The following is a 17,276-nucleotide window of genomic DNA, read 5'->3' on the forward strand; positions in this document are numbered from 1 at the left end:
GCATATGTATGGAGCGGCTTTAGCGAAAACGACAGGCGGCTGAAGAAGGACCTGAAGCGTTAAAGCGCAACTGAGAGATCGTGATCCGCTTCAACGCCCAGCAGTCCGACCGGCGTAAAGGTCTGAATTCTGCCTGATCAACTTGATCATTCGATCTGCCACCGTCCGTATATCGCGGCGGTGGCGGTCCTCATTGTTCATCACCACCCACTGCTGATGACGAAGCTCCTCAATTTCATCACCCTCCCGCACCAGCCGTGCATCGGCATCGCCGATGAAGCACGGCAGGACAGCAGAGCCTGCGCCGGACAGAATGAGTTCCCGCAGCGCTGAGGGGCGGTTTACCGTTACCAGGATCTTGTCTGGCGCAGCCTCATGCGGCCAGCGCAGGTACGCGGAAATCGCATTCTCCTTGTCGACCGCAATCCAGCGATCCGCGACCGATTGAGGCGCATTGCGCAAACGATAGGCCGCATAAGCCACATCACCGGTCTTGATCGCCGCCAGATTGCGCTCATGCGGTTCAAAAGCGCGGATGCCGATATCGTTTTCGCGGTGCGCGAGCGTCGCTCTTTGCTCGGCAATGAAGAGGTCGATGCGAAAGCTGTCTCGTTCGCTGCATATGGCTGCGAAGTTGCTCATCATCAGCTGCGCATTCCATGTGCCGAGCGCGATCCGGACGAGAGACGTGGCGACGCTCGATTTTAGCCAGCCATCGATCGTTCCGGCGGCCTCCTCCATAGCAAGGAGACTATCGAAAAGAGTGCGACCGTCGCCCGTCAGCGCATATCCCGTCTGGCTCCTGACGAAGAGTGCCTTACCAAGCTTCTGCTCAAGCTCAAGCATTTTGCGACCGATCGTCGCAGGGCTAAAGCCCGAGGTGCTTGCCGCGCCAGTCAGCCCGCCTCCCCGTGCAACGTCAAGAAAAAGCTGAAACGTGTCCCATCCAATGTTTTTCATAAATAAAAAACATAAGGCGCTTTCGGCGGCAGATAAAGCAGAAATGGCGGTGCAACATGATGAAGCTCATCGGAAGGAGTTCATCATGCAGCATATTTTTTTGGCCTTTGCCCTCATCAAGGTGCCAGCACCTGAAGGTCAGAAAGCAAGACGGGAAGCAGAGGAAAAATTTTACGCTGAAACCTGCGCACCAGGCATCATCCGGCGCGCATTTGCAGCACTGAAGTCTTGGCTTGAAGCCTTAAAACGCAATGGCCAGCAATGCCGCGACAGCACCAGCCGCGATCAGGCTGAGACGAAAGGCAAAAAGGAGGTTGTCATTGCGGGCACGGGCAATAGCGACGGCGCGAGCGCGATTTCTGGACATCATCATGAGCGGCTTCCAACGAAAAACTTGACCGTTCAATGCCGGGTTCCGGCGTCCAGCGAGACCTCATGTTCCAACTCGCGTTGTGCTGGCATAGAGGTCAGCATGACTCGGGCCTCTTAACAAGATGTTAAAGGATCGCGGCATTGCAGCAATTCTGGCGAAAGTGGTTTTCGCTCTACATTCGGGATGCGTCAGAGAAAGGCGTTCGAGCAATTCCGTGGACGCAGGCTGACTGGAATTGCCGCTAGACGGTCTCTCCTGCGGCGTAACCGGACGCCCATGCCCACTGAAAATTATAGCCTCCAAGCCAGCCAGTCACATCCACACCCTCGCCGACGAAATAGAGCCCGGGCACCGATTTTGCCTGCATGGTCCTGGAGTCGAGGTCGCTGGTATCGACGCCGCCGAGGGTAACTTCGGCAGTGCGATATCCTTCTGAACCAGAGGGCGTGATCTGCCAATCCTGTGCGCTTGCCGCAAGAGCGCTCAGCATCTTGTCCGAAAGATCGGCAAGAGGTTTGGTGAGGCTCGATTGCTCTACGAGATGCTGCGCAAGCCGCTTTGGCAAAATCTCTCCAAGCACCGTCTGGGCGGATTGACGCCCATTGGCTTTCTTGGCGGCTTTGAGCTTTTCGGCAATGTCCTGTTCCGGCTCAAGCTTCAGGCGAACCGTATCCCCTTCTCGCCAATAAGAGGAGATCTGCAAAATGGCCGGGCCGCTCAAGCCGCGATGGGTAAAGAGTAGCGCCTCGCGAAACTCCGTTTTCCCGTGCGAGACATCTGCCGGGACCGCAACGCCAGAGAGAGGCGACAGCCGTTCCAACTGTGCCGGATCGAGCGTCAGTGGCACAAGACCAGGGCGCGGCTCGACCAGCGAGAGACCGAATTGCTCGGCGAGACGATAGGCGAAACCGGTGGAGCCCATCTTGGGTATGGATTTCCCGCCCGTGGCGACGACGAGGCTTTTCGCCTCGATCGCTCCCTGCGACGTCGTCACGCGGAAACCGCCCGTTGCCATACCTTCTACCAATGTGATCTCGCACTGGAGCCGCAGCTTGGCATTCACCGCCTGCATCTCCGTCAGCAACATGCGGATAATGTCTTTGGCGCTGTCGTCGCAGAAAAGCTGACCGAGTGTCTTTTCGTGCCACGCGATCTTGTGCTTCTCGACCAGATCTAGAAAGTCACGCGGCGTATAGCGGGCGAGCGCCGATTTGGCGAAGTGGGGGTTTTTCGACAGGTAGTTCTTTGGCCCGGCATGGATGTTGGTGAAGTTGCAGCGCCCGCCGCCGGAGATGCGGATTTTCTCGCCCGGCGCCTTGGCGTGGTCGAGAATGATGACGGAGCGGCCGCGCTGACCGGCGCGGATGGCGCACATCATGCCTGCGGCGCCCGCCCCCAAAATCAGCACATCACATTTTTCCGTCATGGATTTTCCTTAACCTTGTTGCACTCCCTCTTTTCGAAGTCAGGCTTCTTGTCAATGCGCATTCCCCTCTCGCCAATTGTCAAAGTCTGACTATTATGGACCCAGTCGAAACAGACCCCGGTGATTTATGCCCCCCAAGAAAACCATGCTCCGCCCGAAGAAACCGGCAACCATGGCGAAAAAACCACCCGTTGAGCTCTCCTCTACCCGCGGCGTCTCCACCTGGCGCGAAGCGGCGCAATGGCTGAAGGCACGCGGCATCGAAGACATTGAATGCATCACCCCCGACCTCGCTGGCGTGCCACGCGGCAAGATGATGCCGACGGCGAAGTTCACCGGTGACACATCTCTTGCACTCCCATCCGCACTTTATCGCCATACGATTTCCGGCGATTATCCGGACGAGACCGCGAATTTCCGCTACGAGCCGCGTGACAGTGACCTGAAGCTGGTCCCCGATCTCTCCACGCTCTCGGTCGTTCCATGGGAGAGCGATCCGACTGCGCAGGTCATCTGCGACGTGGTGGATCAGGAAGGCAAACCCGTTTCCTATACGCCTCGCAACGTCTTGAAGAACGTGCTCGCTCTTTATCAGGAAAAAGGCTGGAAGCCGGTCGTTGCGCCGGAAATCGAATTCTATCTCGTGGCAATGAACGACGACCCCGATTACCCACTGCATCCGCCGAAGGGCCGTTCAGGCCGCTCCATCGTCGGCGGACAGAGCTATTCGATCGCCGGCATCAACGAATTCGACGAGTTGATCGATGACATCTATCACTTCTCCGAGAAGCAGGGGTTGGAGATCGACACCCTCATCCACGAAGAGGGTCCGGCACAGCTGGAAATCAACCTTCGCCATGGCGATCCGGTCGAGCTTGCCGATCAGGTGTTTCTCTTCAAGCGCACCATTCGCGAGGCGGCGCTTAAACACGGGATCTACGCGACCTTCATGGCCAAGCCCATGCAGGCCCAGCCCGGTTCGGCCATGCATATTCACCAGTCCGTCATCGATATCGAGACCGGACAAAACGTGTTTTCCAACAAGGACGGCAGCCCGTCGAAAGAGTTCTTCTCCTTCGTCGGTGGAATGCAGCGCTACGTTCCCAACGCGCTGGTGATGCTTGCCCCCTATGTGAATTCCTATCGACGCCTGACGCCGGACATGGCCTGCCCGGTCAACAATGCCTGGGGTTACGACAACCGTACCACCGCTTTTCGCGTGCCGATCTCGGGCCCGCAGGCGCGGCGCGTGGAAAACCGCCTGCCAAGTTCGGACGCCAATCCGTATCTCGCGCTCGCGGCCTCGCTCGGCTGCGGCTGGCTCGGCATCATGAACAATATCGAGCCGACCGAGCCGACCTACGAGACGGCGAATGAAGGCTCGATCGAGCTTCCGCGTGGTCTGCTCGAGGCTGTTGCGTTGCTCGAGCAGGAGCAGCAGTTCGAGCGCATCTTCGGCAACGAATTCGTCGGTCTTTACGCTGGCCTGAAGCGTGGCGAATTCGAAACCTTCATGCAGGTGATCAGTCCTTGGGAGCGCGAGTTCCTACTGCTGAACGTTTGAGGTGAACGATATGGCATGGCAGAGCCCGATAGCGCCGGGCGTTTCATGGTATCAGGATACGGTTGCCGAAAGGCCGACCTATCCGGCGATGGATGGTTCGCGGACTGCGGACGTCGCCATTATCGGCGGCGGCTTCACCGGTCTTCAGGCGGCCTACACTCTGGCGCGTGCAGGCATTTCCGTCACGCTGATCGAAGCGCATCGGTTTGGCGATGGCGCCTCTGGTCGCAATGGCGGGCAGTTCGGCACCGGGCAGCGCGCTTGGCCGGATGAGCTTGAAGAGAAGATCGGCTTCGAGCGCTCCAAGGCGCTCTTCGATCTTGCAGAAAACGCCAAGCACTATGTGCTGGATTTTGCCCGTGACAACCAGATCGACATGGAGTTTCTGCCCGGCCAGTTGAACGTGTCGCACAAGCGCGCCTACGAGAAGAGCTATCGCGACAGCGTTGATGCCATGACAGGCCGTTATGGCTATGAGCAGATTGCCTTCATGGAGAAGGCGGAAACTGCAGATCGCTTGGGGTCGTCCCACTATCATTGCGGTGTGCGCGATACCGGCACCGGCCATATTCACCCATTGAAACTGCTGGTCGGACTGGCGAGGGCCGCAAAGGCGGCGGGCGCCGACATTTTCGAAATGACGCCGGCCACGGCGATCCGCCAGTCGGGCGGCAAGACGCTGATCGAGACACATACCGGCACGATCACCGCAACCCGGGTATTGATCGCGACCAATGCCTATATCGGCAATCTGGAGAATGTCACCGCAGCACATGTTATGCCGATCCGCTCCTTCATCGGGGCAACGGCACCGCTCGACGAGTTCCCATCCATCATTCCGGACAAGGAAGCGGTCGCCGATTCGCGCTTCGTCGTGCGATACTTCCGCAAGACGCCGGACAACCGCCTGCTCTTCGGCGGGCGTGAAGCATACACGGCCGATTCGCCGCGCGACATCTCCAAGCACATCCGCAAGCAGATTGCAGAAATCTATCCGGCACTTGGCAATGTGGAGATGACCCATGCCTGGGGTGGCTCCGTCGGAATAACCATGACACGCCAGCCATTCGTGCGCGAAGTCATGCCCGGCGTGCTCTCCATTGGCGGCTATTCCGGCCATGGGGTAATGCTGTCCAACTATTGCGGCAAGCTTTACGCCGATATGGTGATCAACAAGGACAAGGCGCTGGATCAGTTTGCCGCGCTCGACGTACCATCGTTTCCGGGTGGGGCATCGCTGAGGGCGCCACTCCTGTTCCTGGCACTGACGTGGTATGCGTTGAGAGACAGGTTTTAAACTGGTCTGCCTCCGCATTGCGCAAAAGTGCCGGTTGGACCCCTCAGTGGAATAACTGGCCAGCGGCAAAATTCATTATTTGTTACGTCAACTCTGGCATTTTTAAATCGATTAGATTATGGATGCCCCCTAACGTGTAGAGATCGAGAGAATCGACATGAGCAGTCAAATTATTCCCGTTGACCCCTTTGATTGCGTGGTCTTTGGCGGCACTGGCGATCTGGCAGAACGCAAGCTTCTGCCTGCCCTTTACCACCGCCAGGTGGAAGGCCAGTTGACTGAGCCGACCCGCATCATCGGCGCCTCCCGGTCTGTCATGACACATGAGGAATATCGCAAATTCGCACAGGACGCTCTGAAGGAGCATCTGAAGTCTGGCGAATATGATGAGGAGCAGGTTGCCAAGTTTTGCGCGCGCCTCTTCTATATTCCGGTCGATGCCAAGTCAGACGATGGCTGGGACAAGCTGAAGAAGCTTCTCGACGAAGGCAAGGATCGCACCCGTGCATTCTACCTTGCAGTCGCACCGGGAATTTTTGGCGACATCGCCTCCAAGATCCGTGACCACAAGCTGATCACCAAATCCACTCGCATCGTGGTGGAAAAGCCGATTGGCCGTGACCTGGCTTCCGCGCTGGAGCTGAACGACACGCTCGGCAACGTCTTCAAGGAAGAGCAGATCTTCCGTATCGACCATTATCTCGGCAAGGAAACCGTTCAGAACCTGATGGTTCTGCGCTTTGCCAACGCCCTGTTCGAGCCGCTGTGGAATTCCACACATATCGACCACGTGCAGATCACGGTCGCGGAATCCGTCGGGCTTGAAGGCCGCGCAGGTTACTACGACAAGGCTGGCGCGCTTCGCGATATGGTGCAGAACCATATTCTTCAGCTGCTTTGCCTTGTGGCAATGGAGCCCCCTTCCTCGATGAACGCCGAAGCGGTGCGCGACGAGAAACTGAAAGTGTTGCGCGCGCTCAAGCCGATCAACCAATCCAATGTCGAAAAGAACACCGTGCGCGGACAATATCGCGCAGGCGCATCGGCAGGCGGCGCGGTGAAGGGCTATCTGGAAGAGCTTGAAGGCGGCGTTTCCAACACGGAGACCTTCGTCGCTCTCAAGGCGGAAATCGGCAACTGGCGCTGGGCAGGTGTTCCCTTCTACATCCGCACCGGCAAACGGCTTGCCACGCGTGTGTCTGAAATCGTGGTCACGTTCAAGCAGATTCCGCACTCGATCTTCGACGACGCCGCAGGCAAGATCGAAGCCAATAAGCTGGTGATCCGCCTGCAGCCGGACGAAGGCGTTAAGCAGTCGCTGCTCATCAAGGACCCGGGTCCGGGCGGCATGCGCCTGCGTCAGGTCTCGCTCGATATGAGCTTCGCGCAAGCCTTCAACGTGCGTAACCCGGATGCCTATGAGCGTCTGTTGATGGATACTATCCGCTCGAACCAGACGCTCTTCATGCGCCGCGACGAAGTGGAAGCGGCGTGGAACTGGGTCGATCCGATCCTGAAAAGCTGGGAAGCCGTCAATCAGGGCGTCCAGGGTTATACGTCAGGCACTTGGGGACCGAGCGGCGCGATTGCGCTGATCGAGCGCGACGGACGTACCTGGCATGAGGCCGATTGAGTGGAAACGCGGATGGAACCGAACATGCACGTCTTCACCAATGGGACTGAACTGGCGGAAAAACTCGCCAGCGATGTCGTTTCTCAGCTGAAGGCCGCGATCGACGAGCGCGGGGCTGCCAGCATGGCAGTTTCGGGCGGCTCTACACCGAAGCTCTTCTTCCAGACGCTGTCAAAGCAACAGCTGGAATGGCCCCGCGTCAGCATCACGTTGGTGGATGAGCGTTTCGTGCCTGCCGACAATGATCGCTCGAACCACAAGCTGGTCGCAGACAACCTTCTTCAAAACGAAGCCAAGGCCGCCTATTTCGTTCCACTCTATCAGTCTGCCGCTTCACCTGAAGACGCAGCAACCCTGGCGACAGCAAAGACCGCAGACATTTGCGATCCTTTCGATATCGTGATCCTGGGCATGGGCAACGATGGACACACCGCGTCCTTCTTTCCCGGCGGTGACAATCTGGAAGAAGCGCTCGATCTCGACGAGCCTCGCACCATCCTGACCATGGCTGCGGAAAACGCCGGTGAGGAAAGACTGACCTTCAACCTCTCGGCTCTCCACGATGCGCGTTTCCTCGTTCTGCACATTGAAGGTGCGGCGAAAAAGGAAACGCTTGCGAAGGCCCAGTCCGATCTGGATGAGGACGAGATGCCGATACGATCCGTGCTGAACAGGGCGGATTCGACACTCAACATCTACTGGGCGCCGTAACGATCCGCATTCGTGCGGCGTCTCTGCCAGTATTTCAATGAAACAAGATCGTCGGCCCGCTCTCCCAAACCTGTGGCCGACGCTCCACAGAAGGACAGGATGAAGCCCATGGCTGCCGACTCACGCGTTCAGGCAATTACCGACCGTATCGTTGAACGTTCGAAACCTTATCGCGAGATCTATCTCGAGCGGCTTCGTCTCCAGGTCTCAAAGGGCGTTCATCGCTCCACCCTTTCCTGCGGTAACCTCGCTCATGGCTTTGCCGTCTGTTCCCCCGCCGACAAGGACATCCTTGCCGGCGACCGGGTTCCCAATCTCGGCATCGTCACCGCCTATAACGATATGCTTTCGGCTCATCAGCCCTACGAGGTCTTCCCACAGATCATCCGTGATGCGGCCAAGGACGCAGGCGGCATTGCGCAGGTGGCGGGTGCAGTCCCCGCCATGTGTGACGGGGTCACGCAGGGCCAGCCCGGCATGGAGCTCTCGCTGTTTTCGCGTGACGCCATCGCCATGGCAGCCGGCATCGGCCTGTCGCACAACATGTTCGATGCCGCCGTCTATCTCGGCGTCTGCGACAAGATCGTGCCAGGCCTGGTGATCGCAGCACTAACGTTTGGCCATCTGCCAGCCGTCTTCATTCCGGCCGGCCCGATGACGACCGGCCTTCCGAATGACGAGAAGTCGCGCATTCGCCAGCTCTATGCGGAAGGCAAGGTCGGTCGCGCCGAACTGCTGGAGGCCGAGTCCAAGTCCTATCACGGCCCCGGCACCTGCACCTTCTACGGCACCGCAAATTCCAACCAGATGCTGATGGAGATCATGGGTTTCCATATGCCCGGCTCCTCCTTCATCAATCCGAATACGCCGCTGCGAGACGCGTTGACCAAGGAAGCCGTGAAGCGGGCGCTGGCGATTACCGCGCAGGGCAACGAATTCACGCCTGCGGGGGAGATGATCGATGAGCGCTCGGTCGTGAACGGCGTGGTCGGCCTGCATGCAACAGGCGGCTCCACCAACCACACCATGCACCTGATCGCCATGGCGCGGGCCGCGGGCATCGTTCTGACCTGGCAGGATATCTCCGACCTCTCCGACATCGTGCCGCTTCTGGCGCGGGTCTATCCGAACGGTCTTGCGGATGTGAACCATTTCCATGCCGCTGGCGGCATGGGCTTCCTGATCAAGCAACTGCTGAAGCAGGGCTTCGTGCATGATGACGTGCGCACCGTCTTCGGTCAGGGGCTTGAAGCCTATACGATCGATGCCAAGCTTGGCGAAAACGGCAGCATTCAGCGTGAAGCGTCGCCGGAAGAGAGCCACGATCCGAAAGTTCTTTCGCGTATCGAAACACCGTTCCAGCCGACGGGCGGTTTGAAGATGCTGACCGGCAATCTGGGTAAGTCCGTTATCAAGATTTCCGCCGTCAAGCCGGAGCGTCATATTATCGAAGCTCCTGCCATCGTCTTTCACGATCAGCAGGAGTTGCAGGACGCCTTCAAGGACGGCAAGCTGAACCGCGACTTCATCGCCGTCGTGCGTTTCCAGGGACCGAAGGCCAACGGAATGCCGGAATTGCACCGGCTGACCCCGCCGCTCGGTGTGCTTCAGGATCGCGGCTTCAAGGTGGCGCTCGTCACAGATGGACGCATGTCGGGAGCATCTGGCAAGGTGCCCGCCGCCATTCACGTCACACCGGAAGCATGCGATGGCGGGCCGATCTCGCTCATCCGCGATGGAGACATTATTCGTCTCGATGCCGTATCGGGCACATTGGAGGTTCTGGTTTCGGCGGCAGAGCTTTCCAAGCGCGAGCCAGCACGGGCCGATCTCTCTGCTAATGAGTGGGGCATGGGCCGTGAGCTTTTTGCTCCCTTCCGCCGCAACGCCGGTCCGGCAGATCAGGGCGCGAGCGTCTTTCACTGATCTGCCCAGTCATCGCCCAGCCAGAGCACCCGCCGTGCTCTGGCGCCACGCCTTGACATCCCCTCTCCAGTTCTCCCCTATTGACGTGAAGGCTCGCGCCTCTGCTGTCATGCGTCTGTGATAGTCGCCCTATAGGGCGTGTGCAGCCAGCCGCGGGGGCGGTGCCGCAGGCTGAATTGATGGGGGCAGTATGACGTTTTTCTCACGCCCGCGCCGTAATGCGCTGAAGCTCATGGCCGGAACTGCCATGCTGCCGCTCATGCGTTTGCCGGCCTCCGCCGATCAGAAGGCTCCGCTGCGTGCCATCGTCATCTCCGACCTGCACTCTGCCTACGAGCGTATGGGACAGCTTCTCGCAGCGTTCGAGACGCGCATTTCCGCGGACAAAAGCCCACACATCATTCTCCTGAATGGCGACCTATTCGAAAGCGGCAATACGGTTGCGATGCGGTCTCAAGGTGAGATCGAGTGGAGCTTCCTTGCTGCACTTGCCAAGCTCGCACCCACCGTGGTGAACATCGGCAACCATGAGGCGGATCTCGACAACGACCTTGGCCGTTTCGTCAGCCGGGCCAAGGGGCTCGGCATCACCGTACTTTCCAACATCATCGACAAGCGGAGCGGCGCGCCCTACGCGCCAGCAAGCAAGACGTTCGAAGTGGACGGACGCAAGGTCATCGTGGCCGGGCTCGCCACCAACGCCATCAACACCTATCCGAAGGTAGCGCGCGATGCGCTGACAATCCCGGAGCCGGTGGAATGGGCGAAGACCAACCTTCCCGAGATCGTCAGGCCGGATGCCATCAACATCGTCATGAGTCATGCCGGTGTGGTGGCGGACCGTGACATCCTGCCTGTGCTGCCAGATGGCACGCTGGTCGTGGGCGGCCATGACCACCTGAACTTCCTGCATGAGGTCGGTGCCACGCGCTACATTCACACCGGATCGTGGTGCACCTCAATGGCAGTTGCAACCATCGAAGCGCCCGGCCAAGCTGCAGCCATCGAGACCATAGCGGTCGATCGCAACGCAGCGGCCTCCCCTGCCCTTGGCGCGCAAATCGAAAAAACGCTTGCTCAACATCTGACACCAGAAGAACGGGAGGTTGTGGCCAAAACGGCAGAAGCGATGACTGTGGATGAGGCAGGGCGTCGCGTGGCCGAGCTTATTGCCGCAAAGGCCAGCGCAGATGTAGGATTCGTGGGCCACACCTCCTTCGGTGCTGGCCTGCCAAAAGGCGACATTCGCCGCTACGATTTCAACGCGTGCCTGCGCTTCGAGGGCAAATTGCTGGTGACGGAGGTCGATGGCGAAGTGCTGGACCGGATTCTGAGCCGTTGCAACCAGGATGGCGATATTCCACTCGCCAAACGCACCGGCGACTATCTTTACGCGATGCCGGACAAGCCCGCAACGAAAGAGCGTTACAAGCTTGTTTGCAACGATTGGTCAGCCACCAACCATAAGTCCTATTTCGGTCGTGACGATCTTGTTTTCAGCGAGGTCGAGAATGTGAAACTCAAACAAACGGTGCTTGAAGGGCTCGCGTAAGGAAGGCAAGATCTCACGCAAGATCCGAGTTTCGTTTGCCGGAAAGTCTCTCGCAGGCCACAGATCAAAAGGATCGCAGATCCAACGTCCGGTCACGATGGGCGGGATGGGTGCTGAAGACGAAGATGCGATCCATTTCCTTCTGATTGAGAAGGCGAAGGAAGCGAACCTGCACAGTGTTGTTGGCATTTGTCTTCATCAACACGCAGCCGATCTTGTTGATGCGGGCGTCTGGGATGTCCAGATAAAACTCAGCAGGCAAGCTACACTGCGTGATAAATGCGAGAACGGCTTCGGACCGGGAAATCCTGACGACGTCGCAACGGCGGGACGCCATGTTCATGACGGCTTTCTCGGTATATTCGATGCGCGCCGCGTTCATCGTATCTTCCATCTTGAACCGACCTTCACGGTCGTACATGAAAGATTCTTCCTTGCTCAAGTAGGTCGGCTTACCGAGATTTGCCCGCACGTTCAACGCGACGTTCCTTTCCAAGTCTTTACCGAAGAATCCTAAAACAGAAGAGTTTAATTTTCTCTCAAATGACGGCGACGGGGTGACAGCCAGACCTCCCTCGTAAAGGTCACTATTTCAAACCGCCTTGCGACTGGAAAAGCCTCGTTTCCCGATGAAGGCTTCTCCAGAAGAGCAAGCAAAATGGACGATGCCGAAATAGGTTTCATATTGGAGCGTATCGTTTGCAAGTCAGCCCTCTGCAAACGAGATACACACCTAAAGCGACTTCCGCTTCTTGGCGCAGAAACGTCTTTGAAACCAGTAGGGCAGATATCGGCGAACTATCGCCGATATGTTTTACCGAGTGCATCGAAAAGATGTAGCTTTTCGGACGGCGCAGAGAAGCGCAATGTTTCGCCTTTCTTCACAGGTGCTATGCCAGGAATTTTGACGATGATCGGCTCCTCACCTGACGGGGCCTCCAGGTAGAGCAGTGTCACTTCACCCAGAGCTTCTACGATGGAAACCTTGCCCTCGAAGAGATAGTCGTCGCCGGTCGCAATTGACAGGTCTTCGGGACGCACGCCGAAGGATGCCGCCTTGCCCTGTTCGCTTTGCGCGGTCGGGATGTGAACGGCAAGCGACTTGCCGTCGGCAAGTTTGAGCATGGTCGTCTCACCGGCACTTTCTACTGTAGCGGCAATGATATTCATGGCCGGCGAGCCGATGAAGCGCGCGACGAAGAGGTTGGCGGGGTTTTCGTAAAGCTCCAGCGGTTCACCCACCTGCTCCACGCGACCGCCATTCAACACCACGATCCGATCTGCCAGCGTCATGGCTTCCACCTGATCGTGAGTCACGTAAATCATGGTGGTGTCGGCCATCTTTTCGCTGAGCTTGGCGATTTCGATGCGGGTCGCAACGCGAAGCGCGGCATCGAGGTTCGAGAGCGGCTCGTCGAAGAGAAAGACTTTGGGGTTACGGCAGATAGCGCGACCGATGGCAACACGTTGACGCTGGCCACCGGAGAGCGCTTTCGGAAGACGCTCCAGATATTGCGTCAACTGCAAGATTTCGGCGGCAGCGCGAACACGACGATCGATCTCCTGCTTGCTTTCCTTTGCGATCTTCATGCCGAAGGCCATGTTGTCGTAGACCGTCATGTGTGGATAGAGCGCATAGGACTGGAACACCATGGCGATGCCGCGCCGTGACGGCGGGATCTCATTCACCAACTGGCCGTCGATATACATTTCGCCGCCAGTGATTTCCTCCAGACCGGCGATCATGCGCAAAAGCGTGGACTTGCCGCAGCCGGACGGACCGACGAAGACAATGAACTCGCCCTGCTTGATATCGAGGTCGATCCCATGCAGGACCTTGACCTCACCATAGGATTTACGGATGCCCTTGAGAATAAGTCCAGTCATGCGGTGCTCCTCCCTATCCTGTTACGCGTGCCGGGCGAAAAACGCGCCCCATGCCGGAAGTTCTACGGTCGTCCCAGTCCGTTCAGCCGAAAAGCCGTGGCCTTCCAAGACGTCCCACTCACCGTCCGGTAGTTTTGCCGTTGCTGCGACTGCGGAGAGGTTGAAGAGGCAAAGCACGGTTTCGTTGCCAAGCGTGCGGGTATAGCTCGAGACAGTCGCATCCGCGTCCTGGAATTCGATCTTGCCCTTTGCAAAGGCAGGGTGTTGCTTGCGGAACGCCAAGAAGCGGCGATAGTGCTCCAGAACGGAGCCTTCGTTGCCCTGCTGCGCGCTGACTGCGCGCATCTTGTGTTCCGTCGGGATAGGAAGCCATGTCTTGTCGGAAGTGGAGAAGCCTGCCTGCGCGTGGCCGGCATCCCAGACCATTGGCGTGCGGCAGCCATCGCGGCCCTTGAATTCCGGCCAGAACTGAATGCCGTAGGGATCCTGCAGATCTTCGAAGGCGATGTCGGCTTCCGTCAGGCCAAGCTCTTCTCCCTCATAAATGCAGACAGAGCCACGCTGGGTCATCAGAAGAGCCGACAGCACCTTGGCGAAAGCATCCTTGTCCTCGACCGCATCACCCCAGCGGGTCACATGGCGCACGACATCGTGGTTGGAGAAAGCCCAGCAGGCCCAGCCTTCAGGAGCCGCCTTGGCGAAGGATGCCTGGACCTCTGCAACGCGGGCCGGCGTCAGCGCATCCGGCGCCAGGAATTCGAAGGCGTAGCACATCTGCATCTTGTCATCGCCCGACGTGTATTCGCCGACGATTTCAAGACCGCGCTGGCTGTCACCGACTTCGCCGACAGCGGCGATATCCTGGAACTCGTCCAGAACGGCGCGGAAGCGCTTGAGGAATTCGAGGTTTTCCGGGCGGTTCTTGTCGTAGATATGTTCCTGGAAATTATAAGGGTTCACGGCAGGCGCGGTCGAAGCATTGCGGCGTTCTGGCGCAAGTGCAGGGTTGTCGCGCAGTTCCTTGTCGTGGAAGTAGAAGTTGATCGTATCGAGGCGGAAGCCATCGACGCCGCGCTTCAGCCAGAAGCGGGTGATGTTCAACAGCTCTTCCTGAACTTCCGGGTTATGCAGATTGAGGTCCGGCTGCGAGGTCAGGAAATTGTGCATGTAATATTGCATGCGGGTCGGGTCCCACTGCCAACCGGAACCACCGAAGATCGACAGCCAGTTGTTGGGCGGCGTGCCGTCCGGCTTGCCATCGCTCCAAACATACCAATCCGCCCGCGGATTGCTGCGGCTGGACCGGCTTTCCACGAACCAGGGATGCTGGTCGGAGGTGTGAGACAGAACCAGATCGATCATCACGCGGATACCAAGGCGATGTGCCTCAGTAATAAGGCCATCGAAATCCGCCAACGTGCCAAACATCGGATCAACATCGACGTAGTTCGAGACGTCGTAGCCGAAGTCCCGCATGGGCGAAGTGAAGAAGGGCGAGATCCAGATGGCATCCGCGCCGAGATTGGTAATGTGTTCCAGTCTGGAGGTGATGCCCTTCAGGTCTCCGATGCCATCGCCGTTGGAGTCCTGATAGGAGCGCGGATAAATCTGGTAGATCACAGCGCCGCGCCACCAATCCTTGTCGGGAGTGAGAGCGGAAGAAACGGTCGCGGTCATGGCATTGTCCTGTTGATTGAAAGCATTCATGGGTTCGATCAGCCTCCCTTGACGGAGCCAGCCAAGAGGCCGCGCACAAGGTAACGTTGGAGCGCAAAGAAGACGCAGAGCGGCACGATAATGGTGACGAAGGCCGACGCGGTAAGAATTTCCCAGTTGCCGCCACGCGAGCCGAGCAGCGCGTTCAACGCACCAGTCAGCACCAGTTCATCCTTCTGTGTGCCGAGGAACACCATGGCGACGAGCAGGTCGTTCCAGGTCCAGAGAAACTGGAAGATGGCAAAGGAGGCGAGCGCCGGGAAGGACAGCGGCAAGACGATCTTGACGAAAATTTCGAAATCGCTGGCGCCATCGACGCGAGCGCTCTCGATGATTTCCTTCGGCAGGCCTGAGATATAATTGCGCAGCAGATAGATGGCGAGCGGCAGACCGAAGGCTGTGTGTGCCAACCAGATGCCGGCATAGGTCTTGGACGGCACGCCAAAGACGTTGCCGATCCAGTTATAGAGCTGGAGCAGCGGAATGAGCGACATCTGCAACGGTACGACGATCAGACCGACCACAAGTGCAATCATCAACGAACGGCCACTGAAGCGCATCCAAGAGAGCGCGTAGGCGGCGAACGCCGCAATCAATATCGGAATGATGGTTGCGGGAATGGCGACTGTCAGAGAGTTGACGAAGGACTGACCGATCCCTTCGGAGAGGAGCACGGTGCGATAATTGTCGAGCGTGAAGATTGGCGGCGTGGAAACGACGACATAGACGCGTTTTGCGCGCGATCCTTCGAAGCTGGCATTCTTGCTATATTGATAGCTGCCGTCCTCGTTGAGCTGGAGCGTCTCGCCATCACCGAGATCGGCAGACGTACCGGCCTTGAAGGCTGCCGGTTCCTGAACACGCACGCCGAAGGCGGAGACATGGCCGCTCTTGCCTTCACCAAAGACGTTCCCGGCAATAACGAAGCGGTCTCCCTGCTGGGTCTGTGTGGATGGATCGGCAAGACGCAACGCTTGCGTTTGATTGGAACTGGAGAAGGCCGTCCACCAGCCGGAGACGACGATCTGATCCTTATCGCGCAATGAGCTGACCAGAATGCCGAGTGTCGGCAAAAGCCAGAGCAGAACGATGAAGAGGACGCTGGCATGGACGATAAGACGGGGCAGGCCGATGCGGCGCAGACGGGTTGCGATGGTCATATCAGCGGCCCTCCATCTCGCGGTTTGCCTGGCGGATGTTCCAGATCATGATCGGCGTGACGGCTGCCATGATGACAAGCGCGATAACGGCACTTCGCCCGCTATCACCACCGCCGCGGAACATCCAGTCGAACATGAGATTGGCAAGAACCATGGTGTTCCACTGACCGTTGGTCATGGTCAGAACAATATCGAACACCTTGAGGACGAGGATGGTGATGGTGGTCCAAACAACGGCGATGGTTCCCCATATCTGCGGCACCATGATCTTCCAGAAAATCTGCCAGCCATTGGCACCGTCGATGACAGCAGCTTCGATGGTTTCTTCAGGGATTCCGCGAAGGGCCGCCGACAGGATGACCATGGCGAAGCCGGTCTGGATCCAGATCAGGATGATCATCAGGAAGAAGTTGTTCCAGAAGGGCATGGAAATCCACACCTGCGGATTGCCGCCGAAGAACTCGACGAGCGCGTTCAGCAGGCCGATCTGCGTTTGCCCCTCGCCGCGATACTCATAAATGAATTTCCAGATGACGGACGCGCCGACGAAGGAAATCGCCATCGGCATGAAGACGATGGACTTTGCAATGTTACCCCACCAGATGCGGTCAGTCATCACAGCGATAACGAGACCAAGGAAGGTGCAGGCGGCTGGCACGACGGCGAGCCAGAGAATGTTGTTGAAGATCGACTGGCGGAAACCGGCGTCGTAAAAAGCCCAGACATAATTGGCGGAGCCGACGTAATTGGTGCCTGTGCGATCGTAAAAGGACAGGATGAAGGTCGCAACGACCGGGTAAACAAGATAGGCGGCAAGCAGCAGCAGGGCCGGCCCGACGAAGAGCCAGGGACGAATGGCCGCGCGGCGGTTGAGATTGCGCGAAGCGTGAATGACATCGCCGTCCCGCACCGGAAAAATAAACTGCAACGCCTTGTCCGACAGCCAGTAATAGGCGGCGCAGGCAAAGACGCCGACAATAACGACACCCAGCGCGGATACGATTTGCGTGATCATCATTCCCTCCCCGATCTTGCGTGTATTCGGCCCGTGTGGTCCGCGCCGTTCTATCT

Annotated in this window: 14 protein-coding genes; 7 read left to right on the forward strand and 7 right to left on the reverse strand. The window is 58.1% G+C overall.

What is annotated here, in order from left to right; genetic code table 11:
* Positions 1–90: 90 nt before the first annotated feature.
* Positions 91–960, reverse strand: coding sequence for a LysR family transcriptional regulator (locus QZ869_RS00330; RefSeq protein ID WP_296101975.1), 870 nt, complete (start codon positions 958–960; stop codon positions 91–93).
* Here QZ869_RS00330 and QZ869_RS00335 point away from each other — a divergent pair.
* Complete coding sequence (locus tag QZ869_RS00335; protein ID WP_296101977.1) at positions 950–1,450, forward strand: hypothetical protein; 501 nt, start codon at positions 950–952, stop codon at positions 1,448–1,450. The genes QZ869_RS00330 and QZ869_RS00335 overlap by 11 nt on opposite strands.
* Positions 1,451–1,574: 124 nt before the next feature.
* Here QZ869_RS00335 and QZ869_RS00340 read toward each other — a convergent pair whose 3' ends face one another.
* The gene (locus QZ869_RS00340; protein ID WP_296101979.1) at positions 1,575–2,759 is read right to left on the reverse strand and encodes an NAD(P)/FAD-dependent oxidoreductase; all 1,185 of its coding nucleotides are present in this window, start codon (positions 2,757–2,759) and stop codon (positions 1,575–1,577) included.
* A 127-nt stretch (positions 2,760–2,886) separates the two neighbouring features.
* Between QZ869_RS00340 and QZ869_RS00345 the strand changes: the two genes are divergently transcribed.
* The 6 genes from QZ869_RS00345 to QZ869_RS00370 all read left to right on the forward strand — a co-directional run bounded on the left by QZ869_RS00345 (position 2,887) and on the right by QZ869_RS00370 (position 11,442).
* Entirely contained in the window at positions 2,887–4,323 is a 1,437-nt protein-coding gene (locus tag QZ869_RS00345; protein WP_296015671.1) for a glutamine synthetase family protein, read from the forward strand.
* Positions 4,324–4,333: 10 nt separating this feature from the next.
* Positions 4,334–5,620 (forward strand): FAD-binding oxidoreductase, encoded by a 1,287-nt coding sequence (locus QZ869_RS00350; RefSeq protein WP_296015673.1) that lies wholly within the window; start codon positions 4,334–4,336, stop codon positions 5,618–5,620.
* Between the two features lie 157 nt (positions 5,621–5,777).
* Positions 5,778–7,253 (forward strand): glucose-6-phosphate dehydrogenase, encoded by a 1,476-nt coding sequence (gene zwf, locus QZ869_RS00355; RefSeq protein ID WP_296101980.1) that lies wholly within the window; start codon positions 5,778–5,780, stop codon positions 7,251–7,253.
* Between the two features lie 12 nt (positions 7,254–7,265).
* Positions 7,266–7,964: a 6-phosphogluconolactonase gene (gene pgl / locus QZ869_RS00360; RefSeq protein WP_296101982.1), complete on the forward strand. Its 699-nt coding sequence runs from the start codon at positions 7,266–7,268 to the stop codon at positions 7,962–7,964.
* Between the two features lie 108 nt (positions 7,965–8,072).
* On the forward strand, positions 8,073–9,890 hold the full coding sequence (edd, locus tag QZ869_RS00365; protein WP_296101983.1) for a phosphogluconate dehydratase: 1,818 nt from the start codon (positions 8,073–8,075) through the stop codon (positions 9,888–9,890).
* Positions 9,891–10,080: 190 nt separating this feature from the next.
* Positions 10,081–11,442 carry a metallophosphoesterase gene (locus QZ869_RS00370; protein ID WP_296101985.1) on the forward strand — a complete coding sequence of 454 codons (1,362 nt, stop codon included), beginning with the start codon at positions 10,081–10,083 and terminating at the stop codon, positions 11,440–11,442.
* A 64-nt stretch (positions 11,443–11,506) separates the two neighbouring features.
* Here QZ869_RS00370 and QZ869_RS00375 read toward each other — a convergent pair whose 3' ends face one another.
* The 5 genes from QZ869_RS00375 to QZ869_RS00395 all read right to left on the reverse strand — a co-directional run bounded on the left by QZ869_RS00375 (position 11,507) and on the right by QZ869_RS00395 (position 17,220).
* Complete coding sequence (locus QZ869_RS00375; RefSeq protein WP_296039111.1) at positions 11,507–11,863, reverse strand: hypothetical protein; 357 nt, start codon at positions 11,861–11,863, stop codon at positions 11,507–11,509.
* A 377-nt stretch (positions 11,864–12,240) separates the two neighbouring features.
* Entirely contained in the window at positions 12,241–13,329 is a 1,089-nt protein-coding gene (locus tag QZ869_RS00380) for an ABC transporter ATP-binding protein (protein ID WP_296101986.1), read from the reverse strand.
* 21 nt (positions 13,330–13,350) lie between these two features.
* Entirely contained in the window at positions 13,351–15,006 is a 1,656-nt protein-coding gene (locus QZ869_RS00385) for an alpha-glucosidase family protein (RefSeq protein WP_296101987.1), read from the reverse strand.
* A 38-nt stretch (positions 15,007–15,044) separates the two neighbouring features.
* On the reverse strand, positions 15,045–16,205 hold the full coding sequence (locus QZ869_RS00390; protein WP_296039066.1) for a carbohydrate ABC transporter permease: 1,161 nt from the start codon (positions 16,203–16,205) through the stop codon (positions 15,045–15,047).
* A 1-nt stretch (position 16,206) separates the two neighbouring features.
* Positions 16,207–17,220 (reverse strand): carbohydrate ABC transporter permease, encoded by a 1,014-nt coding sequence (locus tag QZ869_RS00395; protein ID WP_296101988.1) that lies wholly within the window; start codon positions 17,218–17,220, stop codon positions 16,207–16,209.
* Positions 17,221–17,276: the final 56 nt, after the last annotated feature.

This window comes from uncultured Agrobacterium sp. (genome assembly GCF_913777885.1).
Taxonomy (GTDB): domain Bacteria; phylum Pseudomonadota; class Alphaproteobacteria; order Rhizobiales; family Rhizobiaceae; genus Agrobacterium.